At 63.7% G+C, this 19,119-nt stretch carries 23 protein-coding genes; 13 read left to right on the forward strand and 10 right to left on the reverse strand.

Annotated elements, in window-relative coordinates; genetic code table 11:
- Positions 1 to 133: 133 nt before the first annotated feature.
- A complete protein-coding gene (locus tag FJ424_RS09305; protein WP_140650814.1) occupies positions 134 to 946 on the reverse strand; it encodes a VOC family protein in 813 nt (270 codons plus the stop codon).
- Positions 947 to 1,138: 192 nt separating this feature from the next.
- Here FJ424_RS09305 and FJ424_RS09310 point away from each other — a divergent pair, with 192 nt between their 5' ends.
- Positions 1,139 to 1,696 carry an alpha/beta hydrolase gene (locus FJ424_RS09310; RefSeq protein ID WP_140650816.1) on the forward strand — a complete coding sequence of 186 codons (558 nt, stop codon included), beginning with the start codon at positions 1,139 to 1,141 and terminating at the stop codon, positions 1,694 to 1,696.
- A 7-nt stretch (positions 1,697 to 1,703) separates the two neighbouring features.
- Here FJ424_RS09310 and FJ424_RS09315 read toward each other — a convergent pair whose 3' ends face one another.
- The 3 genes from FJ424_RS09315 to FJ424_RS09320 are packed head-to-tail and all read right to left on the reverse strand — an operon-like array spanning position 1,704 to position 3,018.
- Positions 1,704 to 2,477, reverse strand: a complete 774-nt coding sequence (locus FJ424_RS09315) for an HpcH/HpaI aldolase/citrate lyase family protein (protein WP_040981238.1) — start codon at positions 2,475 to 2,477, stop codon at positions 1,704 to 1,706.
- Positions 2,478 to 2,523: 46 nt separating this feature from the next.
- Entirely contained in the window at positions 2,524 to 2,685 is a 162-nt protein-coding gene (locus tag FJ424_RS33530; RefSeq protein WP_181181950.1) for a hypothetical protein, read from the reverse strand.
- Positions 2,686 to 2,697: 12 nt separating this feature from the next.
- On the reverse strand, positions 2,698 to 3,018 hold the full coding sequence (locus tag FJ424_RS09320; protein ID WP_140647499.1) for a DUF1476 domain-containing protein: 321 nt from the start codon (positions 3,016 to 3,018) through the stop codon (positions 2,698 to 2,700).
- Between the two features lie 274 nt (positions 3,019 to 3,292).
- Here FJ424_RS09320 and purC point away from each other — a divergent pair, with 274 nt between their 5' ends.
- From purC to FJ424_RS09345, 5 genes are all read left to right on the forward strand, one after another.
- Complete coding sequence (purC, locus tag FJ424_RS09325) at positions 3,293 to 4,087, forward strand: phosphoribosylaminoimidazolesuccinocarboxamide synthase (protein WP_040995384.1); 795 nt, start codon at positions 3,293 to 3,295, stop codon at positions 4,085 to 4,087.
- A gap of 65 nt (positions 4,088 to 4,152) precedes the next feature.
- Entirely contained in the window at positions 4,153 to 4,395 is a 243-nt protein-coding gene (gene purS, locus FJ424_RS09330) for a phosphoribosylformylglycinamidine synthase subunit PurS (RefSeq protein ID WP_140650819.1), read from the forward strand.
- Between the two features lie 2 nt (positions 4,396 to 4,397).
- On the forward strand, positions 4,398 to 5,066 hold the full coding sequence (gene purQ / locus FJ424_RS09335; RefSeq protein ID WP_140650821.1) for a phosphoribosylformylglycinamidine synthase subunit PurQ: 669 nt from the start codon (positions 4,398 to 4,400) through the stop codon (positions 5,064 to 5,066).
- Between the two features lie 41 nt (positions 5,067 to 5,107).
- Complete coding sequence (locus tag FJ424_RS09340) at positions 5,108 to 5,518, forward strand: hypothetical protein (RefSeq protein WP_140650824.1); 411 nt, start codon at positions 5,108 to 5,110, stop codon at positions 5,516 to 5,518.
- A 7-nt stretch (positions 5,519 to 5,525) separates the two neighbouring features.
- Positions 5,526 to 6,188, forward strand: coding sequence for a Pr6Pr family membrane protein (locus FJ424_RS09345; protein ID WP_140650827.1), 663 nt, complete (start codon positions 5,526 to 5,528; stop codon positions 6,186 to 6,188).
- Between the two features lie 4 nt (positions 6,189 to 6,192).
- Here FJ424_RS09345 and FJ424_RS09350 read toward each other — a convergent pair whose 3' ends face one another.
- The gene (locus FJ424_RS09350) at positions 6,193 to 6,534 is read right to left on the reverse strand and encodes a DUF1127 domain-containing protein (RefSeq protein WP_348639926.1); all 342 of its coding nucleotides are present in this window, start codon (positions 6,532 to 6,534) and stop codon (positions 6,193 to 6,195) included.
- On the opposite strand from FJ424_RS09350, the gene FJ424_RS09355 reads away from it, so the two are divergent.
- The 6 genes from FJ424_RS09355 to FJ424_RS09380 all read left to right on the forward strand — a co-directional run bounded on the left by FJ424_RS09355 (position 6,533) and on the right by FJ424_RS09380 (position 13,124).
- The gene (locus FJ424_RS09355; protein ID WP_140650830.1) at positions 6,533 to 7,942 is read left to right on the forward strand and encodes a PLP-dependent aminotransferase family protein; all 1,410 of its coding nucleotides are present in this window, start codon (positions 6,533 to 6,535) and stop codon (positions 7,940 to 7,942) included. The genes FJ424_RS09350 and FJ424_RS09355 overlap by 2 nt on opposite strands.
- A 149-nt stretch (positions 7,943 to 8,091) precedes the next feature.
- Entirely contained in the window at positions 8,092 to 10,323 is a 2,232-nt protein-coding gene (gene purL / locus FJ424_RS09360) for a phosphoribosylformylglycinamidine synthase subunit PurL (protein WP_140650832.1), read from the forward strand.
- 24 nt (positions 10,324 to 10,347) lie between these two features.
- Positions 10,348 to 10,875: a hypothetical protein gene (locus FJ424_RS09365; protein ID WP_140650835.1), complete on the forward strand. Its 528-nt coding sequence runs from the start codon at positions 10,348 to 10,350 to the stop codon at positions 10,873 to 10,875.
- A gap of 101 nt (positions 10,876 to 10,976) precedes the next feature.
- Positions 10,977 to 11,210: a BolA family transcriptional regulator gene (locus FJ424_RS09370; protein ID WP_140647507.1), complete on the forward strand. Its 234-nt coding sequence runs from the start codon at positions 10,977 to 10,979 to the stop codon at positions 11,208 to 11,210.
- Positions 11,211 to 11,361: 151 nt separating this feature from the next.
- On the forward strand, positions 11,362 to 11,697 hold the full coding sequence (gene grxD, locus FJ424_RS09375) for a Grx4 family monothiol glutaredoxin (RefSeq protein WP_059185116.1): 336 nt from the start codon (positions 11,362 to 11,364) through the stop codon (positions 11,695 to 11,697).
- A gap of 158 nt (positions 11,698 to 11,855) precedes the next feature.
- Complete coding sequence (locus FJ424_RS09380) at positions 11,856 to 13,124, forward strand: multidrug effflux MFS transporter (protein ID WP_140650837.1); 1,269 nt, start codon at positions 11,856 to 11,858, stop codon at positions 13,122 to 13,124.
- A 148-nt stretch (positions 13,125 to 13,272) separates the two neighbouring features.
- Here FJ424_RS09380 and FJ424_RS09385 read toward each other — a convergent pair whose 3' ends face one another.
- The 4 genes from FJ424_RS09385 to FJ424_RS09405 form a co-directional block, all read right to left on the reverse strand.
- The gene (locus FJ424_RS09385) at positions 13,273 to 14,100 is read right to left on the reverse strand and encodes an inositol monophosphatase family protein (RefSeq protein WP_140650840.1); all 828 of its coding nucleotides are present in this window, start codon (positions 14,098 to 14,100) and stop codon (positions 13,273 to 13,275) included.
- Positions 14,090 to 14,974 (reverse strand): tRNA 2-thiocytidine(32) synthetase TtcA, encoded by an 885-nt coding sequence (gene ttcA, locus FJ424_RS09390; protein WP_181181733.1) that lies wholly within the window; start codon positions 14,972 to 14,974, stop codon positions 14,090 to 14,092. The genes FJ424_RS09385 and ttcA overlap by 11 nt, the downstream gene beginning before the upstream one ends.
- A 111-nt stretch (positions 14,975 to 15,085) precedes the next feature.
- Positions 15,086 to 15,703, reverse strand: a complete 618-nt coding sequence (gene rpsD / locus FJ424_RS09395) for a 30S ribosomal protein S4 (protein ID WP_140627561.1) — start codon at positions 15,701 to 15,703, stop codon at positions 15,086 to 15,088.
- A gap of 635 nt (positions 15,704 to 16,338) precedes the next feature.
- Positions 16,339 to 16,521 carry a DUF3008 family protein gene (locus FJ424_RS09405; protein WP_140647513.1) on the reverse strand — a complete coding sequence of 61 codons (183 nt, stop codon included), beginning with the start codon at positions 16,519 to 16,521 and terminating at the stop codon, positions 16,339 to 16,341.
- 173 nt (positions 16,522 to 16,694) lie between these two features.
- Between FJ424_RS09405 and FJ424_RS09410 the strand changes: the two genes are divergently transcribed.
- A complete protein-coding gene (locus tag FJ424_RS09410; protein WP_140650843.1) occupies positions 16,695 to 18,077 on the forward strand; it encodes an RNB domain-containing ribonuclease in 1,383 nt (460 codons plus the stop codon).
- Between the two features lie 152 nt (positions 18,078 to 18,229).
- Here the strand turns inward: FJ424_RS09410 and murI are convergent, their stop codons facing one another.
- Positions 18,230 to 19,030 carry a glutamate racemase gene (murI, locus tag FJ424_RS09415; protein ID WP_140650845.1) on the reverse strand — a complete coding sequence of 267 codons (801 nt, stop codon included), beginning with the start codon at positions 19,028 to 19,030 and terminating at the stop codon, positions 18,230 to 18,232.
- Positions 19,031 to 19,119: the final 89 nt, after the last annotated feature.

The following is a 19,119-nucleotide window of genomic DNA, read 5'->3' on the forward strand; positions in this document are numbered from 1 at the left end:
GCCGGTCCTCCGGCGGACAAGAAAACTGTCACCCATGCAATCGGTCCATTCTGTTACCTATCTATCCGGTTCGGACACCGGGCATTTCTCCCCGTATAATGACGGGGAAAAAGACGCTGTCGCCGACGCCCGCTCACGCCTTCCCAGGCACGGCCCTGATCACCGTGCCCCACGGGTCTTCTCGGCTCGTCTCTTCCTTCACATTGTCCGAACGCATCTCGACCCAGGCGAGGCCCGAGCGGGAGGGGTCGCGGCGGCCGGCGCCGGCGCTCTGCCAGGCATTGGCGCCGATATGATGGTGGTAATGGCCGGACGACAGGAACACCGCCTGGCCGCCATATTTGGCGACGGTGTCGAAGCCGAACTGGTCATGCCACCAGGCCTCCGCATCTTCCGGCCGGCCGACGCGCAGATGCACATGGCCGACAATGGTGTTTTCGGGCGCGCCTTGCCAGCCCGCATCGCCCGCCGGCACGCTGCCCACCACCGCCGGCAGGTTCAGCCGCTCGGTCGCCATGGCGATCTTGTCGCCATTCCACTTCCAGTCTTGCGGGCGGCGGTCCGCATAGATCTCGATGCCGTTGCCCTCCGGGTCGGTCAGGTAAAGCGCCTCGCTGACCAGATGGTCGGACGCGCCCTCGATACCGATGCGGTTGGCGGCGGCGTGGCTGATCCAGCGGCCAAGATCGGCGCGCGATGGCAAAAGGAAAGCAGTGTGGAAGAGCCCGGCGCTGCGCGGATCGTCGGGCTTGGCCGAAGAATCCCGCTCCAGCACCAGCAATGGCCGGTTGGCCGCGCCGAGCGTGATCGCGCCGTCGGCGCGGCTCAGTTCCTGCAGGCCGACGACCGCGCGATAATAGGCAGCAAGGCTCTCGGCGTCCCGCGCCTTCAGCCCGACACGCGAAACGCTGACCGGGGTGGTCGCGGCAAAAGGCAGTTCGCTCATCAAACTCTCCGTTCGGGCGTCGCCTCTTCCCGAAATGGGATTTGCAGGCCGCCACCTCTTCTTCCCCTCCAAATCGTCGATTGCGGTCGTTCACACAAGAGAGCAAGAGTCGAACAAGTTGTTCATAATTGTGATCACGCCGATATCGGCGACAGGGTTGCAGCCGAGAAGACCGCTCGCTACATCGGCGCCATGAAAGTCAAAGACGCAGATATTCTGATCGTGCCGGGCTACACCAATTCCGGTCCCGAGCATTGGCAGACCCGCTGGCAGTCGAAACTGTCGACGGCGCGCCGTGTCGAGCAGGCGGAATGGACCAAGCCCGTGCGCGAGGACTGGACGGCGAGCGTAGCGAACGCCGTCAACGAGGCCGAGCGGCCGGTGGTACTCGTTGCGCACTCGCTTGGCGTCGCGGCCGCGGTGCAGGCCATCCCGCAATTCAAGAAGCCGGTCGCGGGCGCCTTCTTCGTCGCGCCGCCGGATGTCTCCAATCCGGAAATCAGGCCGAAACATCTGATGACCTTTGGCCCTTATTCGCGCGATCCGCTGCCCTTTCCGTCCATCGTGATCGCCAGCCGCAACGATCCGTTCTGCGCTTTCGAGGTCGCCGAGGACATTGCCGACGCCTGGGGATCGCTCTTCATCGACGCCGGTGAGGCCGGCCATCTCAACCACGACGCGGGCTTCGGCCCCTGGCCCGAGGGTTCGATGACATTCGCCAAGTTTCTGACGGAACTGAAAGAACCCTGATCGGCGTCTAGGAGCCGATCGAATCCCGCATGCTCTTCAGCAGCGTCTTCGCGCCGAGTGAAATCAGCGTGTGGTCCGAGCCCATGGCGAGCAGCCGGAAGCCCATCGAAACGACGCGCCCGGCGATCGCCGGTTCGATGACATAGATCGCGGCATGCTTGCCGGCCTTGCGTGTCCGCTCGGCGATCGACGCGACCGTCTCCATCATGCTTTCCAGCGTCGAACTGACGGTGGCGCCGTTCGACCAGGCGATCGAGAAATCCGACGGGCCGACGAAGATGCCGTCGATGCCGGGCGTATCCAGAATACCGTCCAGCGCCTCGAGTGCCGCCCGCGTTTCGACCATCGCGAAAGCCATGGTGCGCTGGTTCGTATCGCGCAGCCATTCGGCATGGTCGCCCTTGCCGTGGCGCGGGAAGGCATAGGTCGGCCCCCAGGAACGCTCGCCCAGCGGCGGGTATTTCATCGCGGCGGCGAACTGCCTTGCATCGGCCACGGAGTTCACCATCGGCGCGATCACCGCCTCGGCCCCGAAATCGAGCGCGCGGCTCGCCATGTCGAAGCGCCCGACCGGAATGCGCACCAGCGCCGGCTTGTTGGCGGCCAGCACCGGCACCAGGCCGCGCAGCACGCTGTCCTCATGATGGCCGCCATGCTGCATGTCGAGGGTGACCGCATCGAAACCCTGCTTGGCGATGATCTCGACCGTCAGCGCATCCGGCACGCCCGACCATGCGGTGAAGAGCGTTTCGTCGGCGGCCAGGCGGGACTTGAGCGACATCGGAACTTTCCTTGTTAACAATCCGCAGTTTCGGCTGGAAACGACGCTAAGGCAAAGAAAAACCGCCCGGTTTGGCCGGGCGGTCGATTGGTCCAGTCAGAGCAAATTCCAGGAAAAGTGTGTAACGGTTTTCCGTCCGGAATTGCGTAAAAACAAAGAGATAGGGCATGATGGCGAAAGGCGTGAAGCGGTTTTCCGGCGACATCATGCCCACATAGCCTCAGCTGTTCTTGATCTGCTCGATCGCCTGCGCCATCAGCTCGTCCATGGTGCGGCGGATCTGGTGGTCGGACTGAGCGACGCCGGCGGCATCGAAATCCTTGCGGATCTTGCGGAAGACATCATGGTCGCCCGCTTCCTCGATATCGGAGACCACCACTTCCTTGGCATAGGCTTCGGCATCGGCGCCGGATTTGCCGAGTTTCTCGGCGGCCCACAGCCCAAGCGCCTTGTTGCGGCGCGCCGCTGCCTTGAAGCGAAGCTCCTCGTCGAAGGCGAATTTGCGCTCAAAACCCTCTTCGCGGTCTTTCATGCTGCTCATAACGTCCCTCCGATCAATCCGATTCGCTTGGCGGTGAATATGTGTGGTGGGCAAGCACAAACCAAAAGGCCGCGGGCCGGTCAATACGCTTCGTCGCATGCTGCGCTGCGGCATTTCGGTTCCGAAAGCGGTTGATTCGCGGGATTTGCCGATTGAGCAAACAAGACGATTGCGATAACACCGGCATTGAACGCCGCCTTCGCCATACTAACTTAGGCAAACGGACAGGAACTGGTCACTTGCCGCCTGCCCGCAGATCCAGAGAAAAAATCAGATGAAAAATCGCCGCCGCATCTACGAAGGCAAGGCCAAGATCCTCTATGAGGGACCTGAGCCGGGGACGCTGATCCAGTTTTTCAAGGACGATGCCACCGCCTTCAACAAGAAGAAGCATGAGGTGGTCGATGGCAAGGGCGTGCTCAACAACCGCATTTCCGAGCACATCTTCAACCACTTGAACCGGATGGGCATCCCGACCCATTTCATCCGCCGGCTCAACATGCGCGAGCAGCTGATCAAGGAAGTCGAGATCATTCCGCTCGAGGTCGTGGTGCGCAATGTCGCCGCCGGCTCGCTGTCCAAGCGCCTCGGCATCGAGGAAGGCACGGTGCTGCCGCGCTCGATCATCGAATTCTACTACAAGGCCGACGCGCTCGACGACCCGATGGTGTCGGAAGAGCACATCACCGCCTTCGGCTGGGCAAGCCCGCAGGAAATCGACGACATCATGGCCTTGGCCATCCGCGTCAACGACTTTCTCTCCGGCCTGTTCCTCGGCGTCGGCATCCAGCTCGTCGACTTCAAGATCGAATGCGGCCGCCTATTCGAGGGCGACATGATGCGCATCGTCGTCGCCGACGAGATCTCGCCGGATTCCTGCCGGCTGTGGGACGTCGCCACACAGGACAAGCTCGACAAGGACCGTTTCCGCCGCGACATGGGCGGCCTGGTCGAAGCCTATCAGGAAGTTGCCCGCCGTCTCGGCATCATCAACGAGAACGAGCCGCCGCGCCCGACGGGTCCCGTGCTCGTTGCTTCCTCCGAGGCGCCCAAGGGCCTGAAGCACTAAGTACTGACGGGCCTGCCAGACAATGGCAGGCCTTTTTTTGCCAAACGACGATCTGCCCAGGAGCATTGATGAAAGCCCGTATCACCGTGACCCTCAAGAACGGCGTCCTCGACCCGCAGGGCAAGGCGATCGAGCACGCGCTCTCCGGGCTGGGCTTCGACGGCGTCGGCCAGGTGCGCCAGGGCAAGGTGTTCGACATCGAGCTGACCGGAGCCGACAAAGCCAAGGCCGAAGCCGACCTCAAGGCCATGTGCGACAAGCTTCTGGCGAACACGGTGATCGAGAACTACGCGGTGGAGATTGCCTGACAATGAAATCAGCCGTCGTCCTCCTGCCTGGCCTCAACCGCGACCGCGACATGATCGCGGCGCTGACCAAGATTTCCGGCCAGGCGCCGGCGACCGTCTGGCAGACCGACACGGAAATCCCCGATGTCGATCTGATCGCCATCCCCGGCGGCTTCTCCTTCGGTGACTATCTGCGCTGCGGCGCGATCGCGGCGCGCATGCCGGTGATGCGTGCGGTCGCCGAAAAGGCCGCCAAGGGCGTGACCGTCGTCGGTGTCTGCAACGGCTTCCAGATCCTGGTCGAGGCGGGATTGCTGCCCGGAGCGCTGATGCGCAATGCGTCGCTGAAATTCGTCTGCCGGCAGGTGAAGCTCCAGATTGCCAACGCCAACACGATGTTCACGCGCGGCTACCGGCCCGGACAGGTGATCCGCTCGCCGGTCGCGCACCATGACGGCAACTACTTCGCCGATCCCGAGACGCTGGCCCGTCTCGAAGGCGAAGGCCAGGTGGTGTTCCGCTATACGGACGGCACCAATCCCAATGGCTCGATCAACGACATCGCCGGCATCGTCAACGACAACGGCAACGTGCTGGGGCTGATGCCGCATCCGGAGAACCTGATCGAGGCGGCGCACGGCGGCAATGACGGACGGGCGCTGTTCGAGAGCGCGCTCGGCATCGCGGCTTGATCCTTTAACATCCTATCGGAACGCGGGGGGGCGGACTGACCATGAGACTGACGATTGCTCGCCTTGCTCTCCTGGCCACCGCCGGGCTCGCCTTGGCTTCCTGCCAATCCAGCCCCAAGACAACGCCGGTTCCCTCAGGCAAGAGCGCCTCTCTGCTTGCCATGGAGCAGGTCGCGATCGCCGCGCACAAATGCTGGATCGCCAGCAAGGATCCGGCCTTCAAGGCCTACCAGATGGCCAACGAGCTCAATTCCTACAGCGGCACGCCGCGCTTCCTGCTGGTGCCCGCCAAGCACTATGGCGGCAAGCCGCTGCTGGTCGTGCAGGCGCAGGGCAATTCCAGCCGCGTCGACGCCTTTGGCCCGCTGATGAATGAGCCGCTCGGCGCGCGCATCGGTGCCGACATCGCCCGCTGGCAGGCGGGCAATCCGTCCTGCGCGGCTGCCGCCTGAGCTTGCCATGGGCCGGTTCCTGCAGATCGCGGGGCTGGTTGTCGGGCTGATTGCGCTTGTCCTGCAATTCGCCATCACCATGCCGGCATCCGTGACCGCAGGCCGTGGCTTGCTCGGCTCGATCGTCTTCTATTTCAGCTTCTTCACCATCCTGACCAACATCGCGGCGGTGATGGTGCACGCTTCGCTGCTGTCACCCGCCGGCTATGCCTGGTTCCCGGCCTTTGCCGGGCAGCGGATGCGGGCCGGCGTGGCGGTGGCCATAACTCTGGTTTTCATCGTCTACGCCACGGTTCTGGCGAGGCTCTGGCAGCCGCAGGGTTTGTTCCTGCTCTGCGACGTCCTTTTGCACTATGTGACGCCGGTGATGTTCGTGCTGTGGTGGCTGGTGGCGGGCGCCGATGGCAGGCGGCAGTGGAGCGACATCGCCTGGTGGATGATCTACCCGGTCGCCTATCTCGCCTACGCGCTGATACGCGCGCCCTTCGCCGGCGAAATACCTTACCCGTTCCTCGACGTCGCCAAGAACGGCGCGGCCAGCGTCGCGGTTTCAGCGCTGGCCGTCACCGCCCTTTTCGTCGGGCTGAGCGTGCTTGCCGTGCTTGTCGATCACGGCATCGGCCGGTTGCGGGGAAAGCCCGCAGCCCGGGTTCAATCGAGCCGCCGCTAGATCGCTACTCCCAGAACGCCCGGATGCCTTCGCGATGGGCGTCGCAGCGCGAGACGCCGATATCCTTGAGCTGCTCGTCCGTCATCTCCATGAGCGCGAGGCGGCCGCGCCTGCGCTCCAGCATGCGGTCGATCTGCCTTACGATGGAACGGAGCACAACCGCCATTCGGCCGACGAAGCCACGATGGGCCAAGGGATCGACCTGCGCGCCAGAAGCCGGGCGAGCATAGCGAATTGTCTCGATTGTATCCATTGTCATTCTGCCTTGTTCCGATTGTACCTTCCCAATCGCGAGATCGATATGAATTGACTCATCGCGCGGTGCAATATAGAAAATTGTCACCATGACAAATTGGCTCCCTGACCTCTCCTCTGGCTCCGGTCCGCTGTATCAGCGTCTTGCTGACAGCATTGAGTCAGATATCGACAAGGGCGTTATCGACGCCGGTGCAAAACTGCCGCCGCAACGCGACCTCGCCTATGACATCGGCACGACCGTCGGCACCATCGGCAGAGCCTATCAGTTGCTGCGCGAGCGGGGCCTTGTGAGCGGCGAGGTCGGCCGCGGCACCTATGTGCTAGGCCAGCGCGCCGCAGACCCGAAGCCGGATTTGGAACCTGCCATCCAGGGCACGCGCCCCATCGATGCGCCAAGCGGCAAGCTGCGCTTCGACAGCACCGCCGCGCCCGATGTCGGCCAGGGTGCGGTGATTGCCGACATGCTGGCGCGCACGGCGCAGGAACACCCGCACGATATTTCGAGCTATACGCGGGATTTTCCCGAACGCTGGTATGAGGCGGGCAGCCGCTGGCTGGCGCGCAATGCCTTCCGCCCCTCGCCCGATTCGATCGTGCCGACGCTGGGCACCCACGCCGCGGTCATGGCGGCGATCGCGGCGCTGACCATGCCCGGCGACTATGTCGTCTTCGAGCACCTCACCTATTCGCAGATCGCGCGCAGCGCGGGGCTGATCGGGCGCCGCATCGCGCTGGTTCTGACCGACGACAACGGTATCGACCCGGATGATTTCGAGCGCGTTTGCGCGCAGAAACATCCAAAGCTGATGTTCCTGATGCCGACCGCGAAGAACCCGACGCTGGTGACCCTGTCGGCGGAGCGGCGGCAGGCGATCGCGAAGATTGCGCGCGAGTACAATGTCGCGCTGATCGAGGACGATCTTTACGGCGAGATCACCGACGACCCGACGCCGCTGCTGGCCGAATACGCGCCGGAGCGCACCATCGTCGCCGGCGGCTTGTCCAAATCCGTCGCCGCAGGCGTGCGCGGCGGCTGGCTTTCCTGCCCGCCGGCCTATCGCCACCGCATCCGCGTCGCCCACAAGATGATGACCGGCGGCCTGCCTTTCCTGCTGGCCGAGGTCGGCGCAAGGCTGGTGACGTCGGGCCAGGCGGGCGAGATCCGCAAGCGCGGCATCGCCGAAATCCAGGCGCGCCTCGCCATCGTGCGCGACGTGCTGGCGGGGTTCGACATTAAGGCAATGGACAACGTGCCCTTCGTCTGGCTGACCTTACCGGACCCGTGGCTGTCCGGCACCTTCAAGAACGCCTGCCTGGCGCAAGGCGTGCTCATCGACGACGAGGACGAGTTCAAGGCCGGCCGCTCCGAGCAGGTCTTTCACGGCGTGCGCTTCGGCGTGTCGCAGCCCCGGCAAGGCAAGGATGTCGCCGGCGGCGTCGCCGTCATCCGCCGCCTGCTCGACGAAGGCCGCGCCGGCTACGACAGTTTTTCCTGATCAAGCTGGCGAGCTCTAGGCCCTGACCTCCGCCGGCAGGGGCAGTTTTCCGGCTTTTTTCGTCATCCGATGGGGTGTATCGCGCGAAAGCTTGCGATAAGAGGAGACTCAAGGAAACTCCCCTCTTCCACGGACAAAAATCGCCGCTCATGACCATTTCCAATTCCGTGCCGATCACTCCCGAGCTCGTCGCCGCGCATGGGCTGAAGCCGGACGAATACCAGCGCATTCTCGATCTGGTCGGCCGCGAGCCAAGCTTCACCGAGCTCGGCATCTTCTCGGCGATGTGGAACGAGCACTGCTCCTACAAGTCCTCCAAGAAATGGCTGCGCACGCTGCCGACCAGCGGCCCGCGGGTCATCCAGGGTCCGGGCGAGAATGCCGGCGTGGTCGACATCGGCGACGGCGACTGCGTGGTCTTCAAGATGGAGAGCCACAACCACCCGTCCTACATCGAGCCCTATCAGGGCGCCGCGACCGGAGTCGGCGGCATATTGCGCGACGTCTTCACCATGGGCGCCAGGCCGGTGGCGGCCATGAACGCGCTGCGCTTCGGCGCGCCGGATCACCCCAAGACCCGGCATCTCGTTGCCGGCGTGGTTTCGGGCGTCGGCGGCTACGGCAATTCCTTCGGCGTGCCGACCGTCGGCGGCGAGGTCAATTTCGATGCCCGCTACAACGGCAACATCCTGGTCAACGCCTTCGCGGCGGGCCTCGCCAAGACCAACGCCATCTTCCTGTCGCAGGCCAAGGGCGTCGGCCTCCCGGTCGTCTATCTCGGCGCCAAGACCGGGCGCGATGGCGTCGGCGGCGCCACCATGGCCTCGGCCGAATTCGACGACAAGATCGAGGAGAAGCGTCCGACCGTGCAGGTCGGCGATCCCTTCACCGAAAAATGCCTGCTGGAAGCCTGCCTCGAGCTGATGGCGTCGGGCGCCGTCATCGCCATTCAGGACATGGGCGCGGCCGGCCTCACCTGCTCGGCCGTCGAGATGGGCGCCAAGGGCGACCTCGGCATCGAGCTCGACCTCGACAAGGTGCCGGTGCGCGAGGAGCGCATGAGCGCCTATGAGATGATGCTGTCGGAAAGCCAGGAGCGCATGCTGATGGTGCTGCGCCCGGAAAAGGAAGAAGAAGCCGAGGCCATCTTCCGCAAATGGGGCCTCGACTTCGCCATTGTCGGCAAGACCACCGACGATTTGCGTTTCCGCGTCATCCATCAGGGCGACGAGGTCGCCAACCTGCCGATCAAGGAGTTGGGCGACCAGGCGCCGGAATATGACCGCCCCTGGGTCGAGCCGAAGAAGCCGGCGCCGCTCGCCGCGAACGATGCGCCGAAGGCCGATGTCGCCGACGCGCTGCTGAAAATGCTGGGCGGGCCGGATCTCTCTTCGCGCCGCTGGGTGTGGGAGCAGTACGACACGCTGATCCAGGGCAATTCGCTGCAGCTTCCGGGCGGCGATGCCGGCGTCGTGCGCGTCGAGGGTCATCCGACCAAGGCGCTGGCCTTCTCCTCAGACGTCACGCCGCGCTACTGCGAGGCCGACCCGTACGAAGGCGGCAAGCAGGCCGTGGCCGAATGCTGGCGCAATCTGACCGCCACCGGCGCCCTGCCGCTTGCGGCCACCGACAACCTCAATTTCGGCAATCCGGAGCGGCCCGAGATCATGGGCCAGTTCGTCGGCGCGGTTAAGGGCATCGGCGACGCCTGCCGCGCTCTCGGCTTCCCGATCGTCTCCGGCAATGTCTCGCTCTACAACGAAACCAATGGCCGCGGCATCCTGCCGACACCGACCATCGGCGGCGTCGGGCTGATTGCCGACTGGTCGAAGATGGCGCGTATGGGTTTTGCCGCCGAAGGCCAGATGATCGTGCTGGTCGGCGCGCCCGCCACCTGGGGCAGCCATCTCGGCCAGTCCGTCTATATGCGTGACATCCACGGTCGAGGCGACGGCCCGCCGCCGCCGGTCGACCTCGATCATGAGAAGCGGGTTGGCGACCATGTGCGCGCGCTGATCGCGTCCGGCATCGTGACCTCGGCGCACGACGTCTCCGACGGCGGCCTGGCGATAGCGCTCGCCGAAATGGCGATGGCCTCCGGCATCGGCGCCACCATTCCGGGGCTTACCGGCACCGATCCCATCCCGGTCTGGTTCGGCGAGGACCAGGGGCGCTACCTGCTGACGTTGTCGATCGACCCGCAAAGCGGCGAATGGGACAGGATCCGCGAGGAGCAGGGCATGCTCGGCATCTTCGCGCCCTGGATCGGCACCACCGGCGGACGTGAATTGAAGCTCGGCGAGGCTCGGCCGATCCCCATCAGCGAGCTGACCGCCGCCCATGAGGGCTGGTTCCCGCGCTTCATGGATCAGGCCAGTTGACCGGGCTAGAAGCAATCCTTTTTTATGCGACATGATTTAACCGCCAGGGCGCTGATTGCAGTCGTCTTCTGGCCGTCCCTGTTCTTCTTCTGGTTTCTCGGGCCGTTCGTCCTCTTCCTGTTGTCGACGACCTCGAGCGAGGTCTGCCCGCGGCTGGAAACCCGCGCCGAGTTCCTTGCCGCGGCCAACGGCACGCTGCCGATGCTGGTATTGCAGACCCTGATCTACGCCGTTCCAGTCGTCTGCCTGGTGCTCTGGAACAGGCTTTCTCCGGAGCCGGCGCGGGCAAGGCACGTCGCGACCTGCATCAAGCTCTTCGCCGTCGCCGCGTTGATCGGGGCCATTTGGGACTATGGCTCGTCCTTGACCTGCGACGGCTATGGTCAGCCCTTCTTTTCAACCGCATGGCGGATTACGAGCTATCTTCCGATCGTCAGCCTGTTGATCAACCTCCCGCTCTACGTGCTGGTCTTCAGCCTCGGCCGCGCCTATTCGACGCGCGATGACATCACCGAAGACGGCGTGGTTCATTCGAGCCAGGATAACCCATAGGGCCTCATCACCCGACGGAACGGCTTCAATCCGGGCTGGAAAGGCTTTAGGCTCACCCCGAGTCACATACACAGCCTGCCCGCTTGAAACAGGATTTTGCCATGGCAATGGATGCTCACGACATCGAAAAATTGATCAAGGAAGGCATTCCGGACGCCAAGGTGACGATCCGCGACCTGGCCGGCGACGGCGATCATTACGCGGCCGAGGTCGTGGCCGAGAGCTTCCGGGGCAAAAGCCGTGTGCAGCAGCATCAGATGGTCTACAACGCGCTGAAGGGCAATATGGGCGGCCTGCTGCACGCGCTGGCTCTGCAGACCAGCATTCCCGACTGAGCGCCGGCGCCGCTCAGGCTTAGCCCAAAATCGCGTTATCCCTTGCGCCATTGGGCCGGCGTCGCGGCTAACGTCTTGTTTCAGCCAACCTATGGGTTTATTTGAAGGACATGTTTCGAGCCTGACTCCCACAGGCGTGAAAGGACCGTCCATGACCGGCATCAACGACTACATCGACAATGAAGTGAAGAGCAACGACGTCGTGCTCTTCATGAAGGGCACGCCCGGCTTCCCGCAATGCGGCTTCTCCGGCCAGGTGGTGCAGATCCTCGATTACATCGGGGCCGACTACAAAGGCGTCAACGTGCTCGACTCGGCCGAATTGCGCCAGGGCATCAAGGATTATTCCAACTGGCCGACCATCCCGCAGCTCTATGTGAAGGGCGAATTCGTCGGCGGTTGCGACATCGTGCGCGAAATGTTCCAGGCCGGCGAGTTGCAGGACTTCCTGGTCGAAAAGGGCGTCAGCGTCAAAGGCGCCGCCTGATTCAATTTTGCTCGCCGGCGCGGAGGCTAACCCTCCGGCCGGCAAGCATCGCTCGGGGCCGCCCCCACCTCGGCAACATAACCCCCGGGTCTCGGGGATGAGACGAACCAGCGCGCCGGCCAGCCGGCGCCTGTTCGTTTGAAAGATCGGAATTTGCCGTGGACAAGCAGGTAGAAGCGTCGCAACGGGCAAGCAGCTTGCCCATTCCGCGCTGGGAATTCATCGCGCTCTGCGCCGCGCTCATGGCGCTCAACTCCTTGGCCATCGACATCATGTTGCCGGCGCTGCAGCAGATCGGCGCCTCGCTCGGCGTCGAGAGCGAGAACCACCGCCAATATGTCATCACCGCCTATATGCTCGGCTTCGGCGGCGGGCAGCTTTTGTTCGGGCCTATTTCGGATCGCTTCGGGCGCCGGGCGCCACTGGTCCTTGGCCTGGTCGTCTATGTCGTGGCTGCGGCCGCCGCCGCCATAGCTCCCAGTTTCACCCTGTTGCTGACCTGGCGTCTCATACAGGGCATCGGCGCGGCCGCGACCCGCGTCATCGCCGTCTCGATCGTGCGCGACACGTTCGAAGGCCGGCGCATGGCCGAGGTGATGTCGCTGATCTTCATGGTGTTCATGGCCATCCCGGTCATCGCGCCCGGCATCGGCCAGTTCGTCATGCTGTTCGCCAGTTGGCACTGGATTTTCGTGACCATGGCAATCGGCGCGTTGATCGTTTCGACCTGGGCTCTGCTGCGCCTGCCGGAGACCCTGCATCCGGAATATCGCCGGCCGCTGACGGTAAGCTCCGTCGTCAGCGGCTTCCGCATCGTGCTCACCAACCGGCTCACGCTTTGCTACGCTTTCGCCAGCACGTTCATTTTCGCCGCCATGTTCGGCTTCATCAGTTCGGCGCAGCAGATCTACATCGACATCTTTCATGTCGGCGAATTGTTCCCGCTGATCTTTGCCGGCGTCGCCGGCGTGCTTGCCTTCTCCAACTATCTCAATTCGCGGTTGGTCGGACAGATTGGCATGCGCCGCCTGTCGCAAGGCGCGCTGCTCATCTTCCTGTGCATCAGCCTTGCCTGGCTGGTGGTCTCGCTGGAGATACAGATGCCGCTCTGGCTCTTCGTCACCTTTTTTGCCGGGGCGATGCTGCCATTCGGCGGACTGGGCGCGAATTTCAACGCTTTGGCCATGGAGCCGCTCGGCGAGCTCGCCGGCACGGCGGCATCCATCCTGGGCTTCATGCAGACCTTCCTCGGTGCCCTCATCGGCGCGGCGATCGGCCAGGCCTATAACGGCACGGTCACGCCTCTGGCCGCCGGCTTCTGCAGCGTCTCGGTCGCGGCTTTGCTGATGATCCTGATCGCCGAGCGAGGCAGGATGTTTCAGCCCCACAATCCCCCTGTTTCGGGGCACGTCACCGATCTGCACTAATGCATGTCGCGCAAAAGTTTCAGCGGTTTTGCGATAACGACATGCATGAAAACAAAGGTTTTAAAGCGCGTCGCCTGAATCCGCTTCAGCGCGACGCGCTTTAATTGCTATCCGGCCGGCAGATTGCCGGCCGAGCGCAGGATTACCCCTACTCGGCCCAGAGTTCGCGGCGCAACTCGTCCCAGCTTTGCTTGTCCGGCGCCACCAGCAGGCCGCCGTCGACATGCGACGGCAGATAGGCGCTGCCGTCGACGCGCGCGACATGGCCGCCGGCTTCCTGATGGATCAGCGCGCCGGCGAGATGATCCCAGGGCATCAGCTTGTTGTAGAGCACGAAATGGGCGTGACCGCTGGCAAGCAGCCGATATTCATGCGCCGCGCAGCGATAGGCGAATTGCGACAGCGTCTTGGTCTGGTTGCGGGCAAGCCGCGAGCGTTCAGGCTCTTCGAGAAACTGCCAGGAAACGGCGCCCGTCATCTGCGACATGGGCACCGGTGCCGCGACGCGGACCTTCTCCAGCGCGCCATGCGCGTGGCGGATATGGCTGCCCGCGCCCTTGGCGCCGATCAGCCAGTCCTTGCCGACCGGATCGTGGATGATGCCGGCGACAGTCTCGCCGTTGACGACGACGCCGGCCATGACGCCGAACAGCGGCACGCCGGAAGCGAAGTTGAAGGTGCCGTCGACCGGATCGATGACGAAGGCCAGCGCGGCATCGCCAAGGCCAGACAGCAGCGCCGGGTTGTCGGAGCAGGCCTCTTCACCGACCACCATGGCCTGGGGATAGCGTTCGAGCAGCCGGGCGGTGATCAGCCTCTCGGCGTTGACGTCCGCCTCGGTCACGAGGTCGGCGGCGGACGTCTTCTGGCGCACGTCGCCCTCGCCCAGCCGACGGAAGCGCGGCATGATTTCAGTCCTGGCGGCGTCGGCAAGAAGCTCGGCCAGCCAGTCGATCGAACGGTCGTCAAATTTCATCGGAAATGTCTCGTCCTGGATTCGCATCGAGCCCCGCGAAGTCGAATAGCTTCCTGTCCAGGAGATGCGAGAGCCTTACATTGGTCATGGCGCGGATCATCGTGTCCTTGCGGCCCGGCATGCGCTTCTCGATGTCGTCGAGCATCGCCTTCATGGCGTTGCGCTGCAGCCCTTCCTGGCTGCCGCAGAGGTCGCACGGAATGATCGGGAATTTCATCGCGTTGGCGAATTTCTCGAGGTCGGCCTCAGCACTATAGGCGAGCGGCCGCAGCACCAAGACGTCACCTTCGTCATTGAGGAGCTTGGGCGGCATGGCGGCGAGACGCCCGCCATGGAACAGGTTCATGAAGAAGGTCTCGAGAATGTCCTCGCGGTGGTGGCCAAGCACCAGCGCCGAGCATCCCTCCTCGCGCGCGATGCGGTAGAGATGGCCGCGCCGCAGCCGCGAGCAGAGCGAGCAATAGGTGCTGCCTTCCGGCAGCTTGTCGGTCACCACCGAATAGGTGTCCTGGTATTCGATGCGGTGCGCGATGCCGTTGGCGTTGAGATAATCGGGCAGGATGTGCTTCGGGAAATTCGGCTGGCCCTGGTCGAGATTGCAGGCGAGCAGTTCGACCGGCAGCAGGCCGCGCCATTTGAGATCGAGCAGCAGCGCGAGCAGGCCATAGGAATCCTTGCCGCCGGAGAGCGCCACCAACCAGCGCTCGCCGGGTTTCACCATGGCGAAATCCTCGATCGCCTGGCGCGTCAGCCTCAACAGCCGCTTGCGCAGCTTGTTGAATTCCACCGAGGACGGCACGTCGGCAAACAGCGGATGGAAGCCGCCGTCGGTCTCGTCGCCGATCGGCTCGAGCGTTTTGACATCTGGCAGCATATTCATGGCGCCGGCCCTGCGTTCTGTTGGCGCCCGGCTTAGCGGACATAGCGGACAAAGAAAAGGCCGCCTCGAGAGGCGGCCTTGGATGCTGCGGCTGATTGATGTCGATCAGCGCGAGTAGAATTCGACGACCAGGTTCGGTTCCATCTGCACGGCGAACGGAACGTCCGACAGGCCGGGAACGCGAGCAAAGGTCGCGGTCATCTTGTTGTGGTCGGCTTCGATGTAGTCCGGCACGTCGCGCTCGGCGAGACCAACCGATTCCAGCACGATCACGAGCTGCTTCGACTTCTCGCGCACCTCGATGACGTCGCCCGGCTTGCAGCGATACGAACCGATGTTGGTGCGCTTGCCGTTGACGTTGACATGGCCGTGGTTGACGAACTGACGGGCGGCGAAAATGGTCGGCACGAACTTGGCGCGGTAGACGACCGCGTCGAGACGCGACTCGAGCAGGCCGATCAGGTTCTCGGAGGTGTCGCCCTTGCGGCGGTTGGCCTCTTCATAGACCTTGCGGAACTGCTTTTCCGAAACGTCGCCATAGTGACCCTTCAGCTTCTGCTTGGCGCGCAGCTGCAGTCCGAAGTCGGAAAGCTTGCCCTTGCGGCGCTGGCCGTGCTGGCCGGGGCCGTATTCACGCTTGTTGACCGGGGACTTCGGGCGGCCCCAGATGTTTTCGCCGAGACGGCGGTCGATCTTGTATTTCGCGGATTCGCGCTTGCTCATCGCATTCCCTTTCAAAACAATATACCCGGAACCCCATGGCTCCGGGCGAAGGAAACGCGCCCTCCTCTGGCCTCCGTTTTCGAGACCTGACAGGGTTTTCCACGCAAAGCGACGGAAAACCCACGGGACACGTCAAAAGAAACCACCGGGCGTCGCCACCCGGTGTTGGTGGGGCTGTTAAACACAGATTTAACCGCTGTCAAGCTTACGGCTGGCCGCGTGGGTCGCAACCCGATAACATTTCCCGCGTTGCGTGCGGTGCCGGTTGTGGCGAAGGCCACCGGCAGCAGAGCGGCGTAGCTTTCAAGGAGCCGCGCTGCTCTGCCATCTTAATGAAGGGACTGGAGCAGAGGAGCCCGAATTCCCATGAAAAAGTTCTTCCTTACCCTGACCGGGGCCGCTGTGCTGGCGGGATCCATGGCTGTCATGACGCCGGAACCCGCCATGGCCAGGCATTGGAGTGGCCACAGGCAGGTATGCCGCGTCGTGGTGACGAAAAGAGTGGTCTGGCGCCACGGCCATCGCCACGTGGTCCGTTACAAGACGAAGCGCTGCTGGTGGCGATAGCGGGCAGCTGAGTCAACCTGAACAAGCCCGCGAGCGATACCGCGGGCTTCTTCATGTGATGCTGCGATCTATGACTTTTTGCCGGGCAGATCCTTGCGTTTGGTCTCGGCGAACTCTTCGAGTTGCTTCTCGCTCATCGATTCATACATTTCGCGCGAAGCGCCCCTGAGCTCGCTTTTCTTGATCTCGCCGCGCTTGGCGGAAAGTGCTGCCCCGGCGGCCTTTTGCTGTGCTTGTGATGTGGCGGGCATGGCGATTTCTCCGGTTTCTCCTTTGCTGTGAGAAGAAACGCCGCGCTGAAGCGGCAGTTCCAGCGGCAGTGGCTCGGCCGTCGGTCTGCTTGGGGCCGGCCGTCGGGCGGGCGGCCTTGGCGGTCTCGCTGGCAAGCCTTCCCGTGTCGGGAACGCCAGTGTAGGACGGTTGCATGAAATCGCTGACCGATCCCTCACAAGCGCTCTCCACCGGCCTCGCCAAAATCCGCACCGAGTTCCATGTGCCGGATGGATTTCCGCCTGCTGTGGTTGCCGCGGCAGAGGCGGCGGCAGAGCGTGTGCCCGGGCAGCATGCCGACCGGACGGCAATGCCCTTCGTAACACTCGATCCAGCAAGTTCCACCGATCTCGACCAGGCGTTCTCGATCGAGGCCAGCGGTGGCGATCTTCTCTTGCATTATGCCATTGCCGACGTCGCCTGGTTCGTCGAGGACGGCGACGCGATTGATATCGAAGCCTGGAACCGGGGCGAAACGCTCTATTTGCCGGACGGCAAGGCCGGGCTCTACCCGCCGGTGCTTGCCGAGGCTGCGGCCAGCCTGTTGCCCGATGGACCGCGCCCTTCGGTCATCTTCACGGTTCGGGTCGCCGGCGACGGCGCGGTGAAATTGGACGGCGCGGAACGGGCCATTATCCAAAGCCGCGCGAAGCTCGCCTATGACAGCGTGCAGCCCTCGGACGTTCCAGCCGGCTTCGCGGAACTGGCGCGGCGCATGGCGGCAAACGAAGAGCGGCGCGGCGCCTCGCGCGTCGATCCGCCCGAGCAAGAGGTGGAGAAGGTCGCCGACGGCACGTTCCGGCTTTCGTTCAGGCCGCTGCTGCAATCCGAGCAGGACAATGCAGCACTTTCGCTGGCCGCCAATATGGCGATTGCCGACGCCATGCTGGCGCACAAGACCGGGTTGTTCCGGGTGATGTCGGGGCCAGACGCCTCCAAGGTGCAAAGACTGCGCAACGTGGCACAGGCGCTTGGGCTTTCCTGGCCCGCCTCCACCAGCCTGCGCGACTATCAGCGCACGCTCGATCCGGCCGATCCGAAACAAGCCGCGCTGATGCTGGAAATCCGCCGCGCAGGCAACGGTGCGTCCTACCAACCCTATCACGAGGGTGTCGTCCCCTGGCATGAGGCGATGGCCGCGACCTATGCGCATGCCACCGCGCCGCTCAGGCGGCTGGCCGACCGCTATGTCGTGCGCTGCACGCTGGCGATCGCCAACAGCCAGCCCGTGCCGCAGGCCGTCACCGACGCGTTCGCCAGATTGCCGAAGGTGATGGGGCGTGCGGATGCCCGCGCTTCGCAGATCAACCATGCCGCCATCGACCTCGCCGAGGCGGTCATGCTCAAGGGACGCGAGGGCGAGACGTTCAAGGCCGTCGTCACCGACTTCGTCGATCATGGCGTGCGCGCGCAGCTTGCCGACATGCCCGTCGTCGCCAACGTGAAGGCTTCCGGGCTCAGGCAGGGCGACGATCTCAACCTGAAGCTGGTCTCGGCCGATCCGGATCAGCGCAGCATCGTCTTCGAGCCTGTTTAGCGGCTGGGTGAAGGCGCGTTGAGATTCAGGTCAGGCCGAGTCGAAAATGGCGGGTTCCGAGAACCGGAGCGGAGCGTACTCAAGGTACGTGAGCACCGGAAGCGCAGGAACCTGGCATTTGCGGGCCGGCCTCACCTGAATATCGACACGCCTTAGCGCGCGGTCAGTCCAAAGCCCTGGATGAGTCGCCTGGTGGCAAAATCCACCTTGCCGGAAGTGAAGACGGCGAGATCGGGCTCGCTCTCGCCCGATGTCTCTCCGACCGGTTCGATGAGCGACATGGCGCGCCGCGCGATCGCCTCGGCCGGATCGATCCAGTCGACCGGCCAGGGCGCGGTCTTGCGCATGCGGTTGGCGAGAAACGGATAATGCGTGCAGGCGAGCACGACGATGTCGGTGCGGTTGCCGTCGCGCTCGATGAAGCAGGGCGCGATTTCGGCGCGCACGGCCTCCTCGTCGACGAAACCTTGGCGCATGTAAATCTCGGCGAGCCCGGCCAGCCGGTCGCTGCCGACCAGGCGCACATGGCATTTCTGCGCCCATTTGCTGATCAGATCGCGCGTGTATTGGCGCTTCACCGTGCCCGGCGTCGCCAGCACCGATACCAGGCCGGAGCGGGTGCGTTCGGCGGCCGGCTTGATTGCCGGAACGGTGCCCACGAAAGGATGGCCGGGGAATTTGTCGCGCAGCGCATCGATCACCAGTGTCGAGGCGGTGTTGCAGGCAATGACCGAAATCGCCGGCTGAAGCCGATCGAGCAACTTGCCGAACAGCGTAAGTATGTGATCCTTGAGCGCCGGTTCCTCCCAGGCGCCGTAGGGAAAAGCCGCGTCGTCGGCGACATAGACGAATCGGCGATCGGGCATCAGCACGCGCGCCTCGCGCAGCACGGTCAGCCCGCCAACGCCGGAATCGAACATCAGGATCGGGCGTTGGCTTGATCGATCGCTCATTGTCATCCGGCCATGAGAAGCGTCAGGCCCGTGATTGGACCGACGGCGCTTCTATCGCGAATGATCGTGGTCTTGAAGAGGCGAATGCG

The sequence above is a fragment of the Mesorhizobium sp. B3-1-8 genome (assembly GCF_006439495.1).
GTDB lineage: Bacteria > Pseudomonadota > Alphaproteobacteria > Rhizobiales > Rhizobiaceae > Mesorhizobium.

Excerpts from the sequence above, each read along its gene's own strand:
- FJ424_RS09405 (WP_140647513.1), bottom strand. The coding sequence starts at position 16,521 with ATGCCCGCCACATCACAAGCACAGCAAAAGGCCGCCGGGGCAGCACTT.
- purC (WP_040995384.1), top strand. The coding sequence starts at position 3,293 with ATGAAAAATCGCCGCCGCATCTACGAAGGCAAGGCCAAGATCCTCTAT.
- FJ424_RS09310 (WP_140650816.1), top strand. The coding sequence starts at position 1,139 with ATGAAAGTCAAAGACGCAGATATTCTGATCGTGCCGGGCTACACCAAT.
- rpsD (WP_140627561.1), bottom strand. The coding sequence starts at position 15,703 with ATGAGCAAGCGCGAATCCGCGAAATACAAGATCGACCGCCGTCTCGGC.
- murI (WP_140650845.1), bottom strand. The coding sequence starts at position 19,030 with ATGAGCGATCGATCAAGCCAACGCCCGATCCTGATGTTCGATTCCGGC.
- ttcA (WP_181181733.1), bottom strand. The coding sequence starts at position 14,974 with ATGCTGCCAGATGTCAAAACGCTCGAGCCGATCGGCGACGAGACCGAC.
- FJ424_RS09305 (WP_140650814.1), bottom strand. The coding sequence starts at position 946 with ATGAGCGAACTGCCTTTTGCCGCGACCACCCCGGTCAGCGTTTCGCGT.
- grxD (WP_059185116.1), top strand. The coding sequence starts at position 11,362 with ATGACCGGCATCAACGACTACATCGACAATGAAGTGAAGAGCAACGAC.
- purQ (WP_140650821.1), top strand. The coding sequence starts at position 4,398 with ATGAAATCAGCCGTCGTCCTCCTGCCTGGCCTCAACCGCGACCGCGAC.
- FJ424_RS09350 (WP_348639926.1), bottom strand. The coding sequence starts at position 6,534 with ATGGTGACAATTTTCTATATTGCACCGCGCGATGAGTCAATTCATATC.
- FJ424_RS33530 (WP_181181950.1), bottom strand. The coding sequence starts at position 2,685 with ATGATGTCGCCGGAAAACCGCTTCACGCCTTTCGCCATCATGCCCTAT.
- FJ424_RS09345 (WP_140650827.1), top strand. The coding sequence starts at position 5,526 with ATGGGCCGGTTCCTGCAGATCGCGGGGCTGGTTGTCGGGCTGATTGCG.
- FJ424_RS09315 (WP_040981238.1), bottom strand. The coding sequence starts at position 2,477 with ATGTCGCTCAAGTCCCGCCTGGCCGCCGACGAAACGCTCTTCACCGCA.
- FJ424_RS09385 (WP_140650840.1), bottom strand. The coding sequence starts at position 14,100 with ATGAAATTTGACGACCGTTCGATCGACTGGCTGGCCGAGCTTCTTGCC.
- FJ424_RS09355 (WP_140650830.1), top strand. The coding sequence starts at position 6,533 with ATGACAAATTGGCTCCCTGACCTCTCCTCTGGCTCCGGTCCGCTGTAT.
- purL (WP_140650832.1), top strand. The coding sequence starts at position 8,092 with ATGACCATTTCCAATTCCGTGCCGATCACTCCCGAGCTCGTCGCCGCG.
- FJ424_RS09370 (WP_140647507.1), top strand. The coding sequence starts at position 10,977 with ATGGCAATGGATGCTCACGACATCGAAAAATTGATCAAGGAAGGCATT.
- FJ424_RS09320 (WP_140647499.1), bottom strand. The coding sequence starts at position 3,018 with ATGAGCAGCATGAAAGACCGCGAAGAGGGTTTTGAGCGCAAATTCGCC.
- FJ424_RS09365 (WP_140650835.1), top strand. The coding sequence starts at position 10,348 with ATGCGACATGATTTAACCGCCAGGGCGCTGATTGCAGTCGTCTTCTGG.
- FJ424_RS09340 (WP_140650824.1), top strand. The coding sequence starts at position 5,108 with ATGAGACTGACGATTGCTCGCCTTGCTCTCCTGGCCACCGCCGGGCTC.
- FJ424_RS09410 (WP_140650843.1), top strand. The coding sequence starts at position 16,695 with ATGAAATCGCTGACCGATCCCTCACAAGCGCTCTCCACCGGCCTCGCC.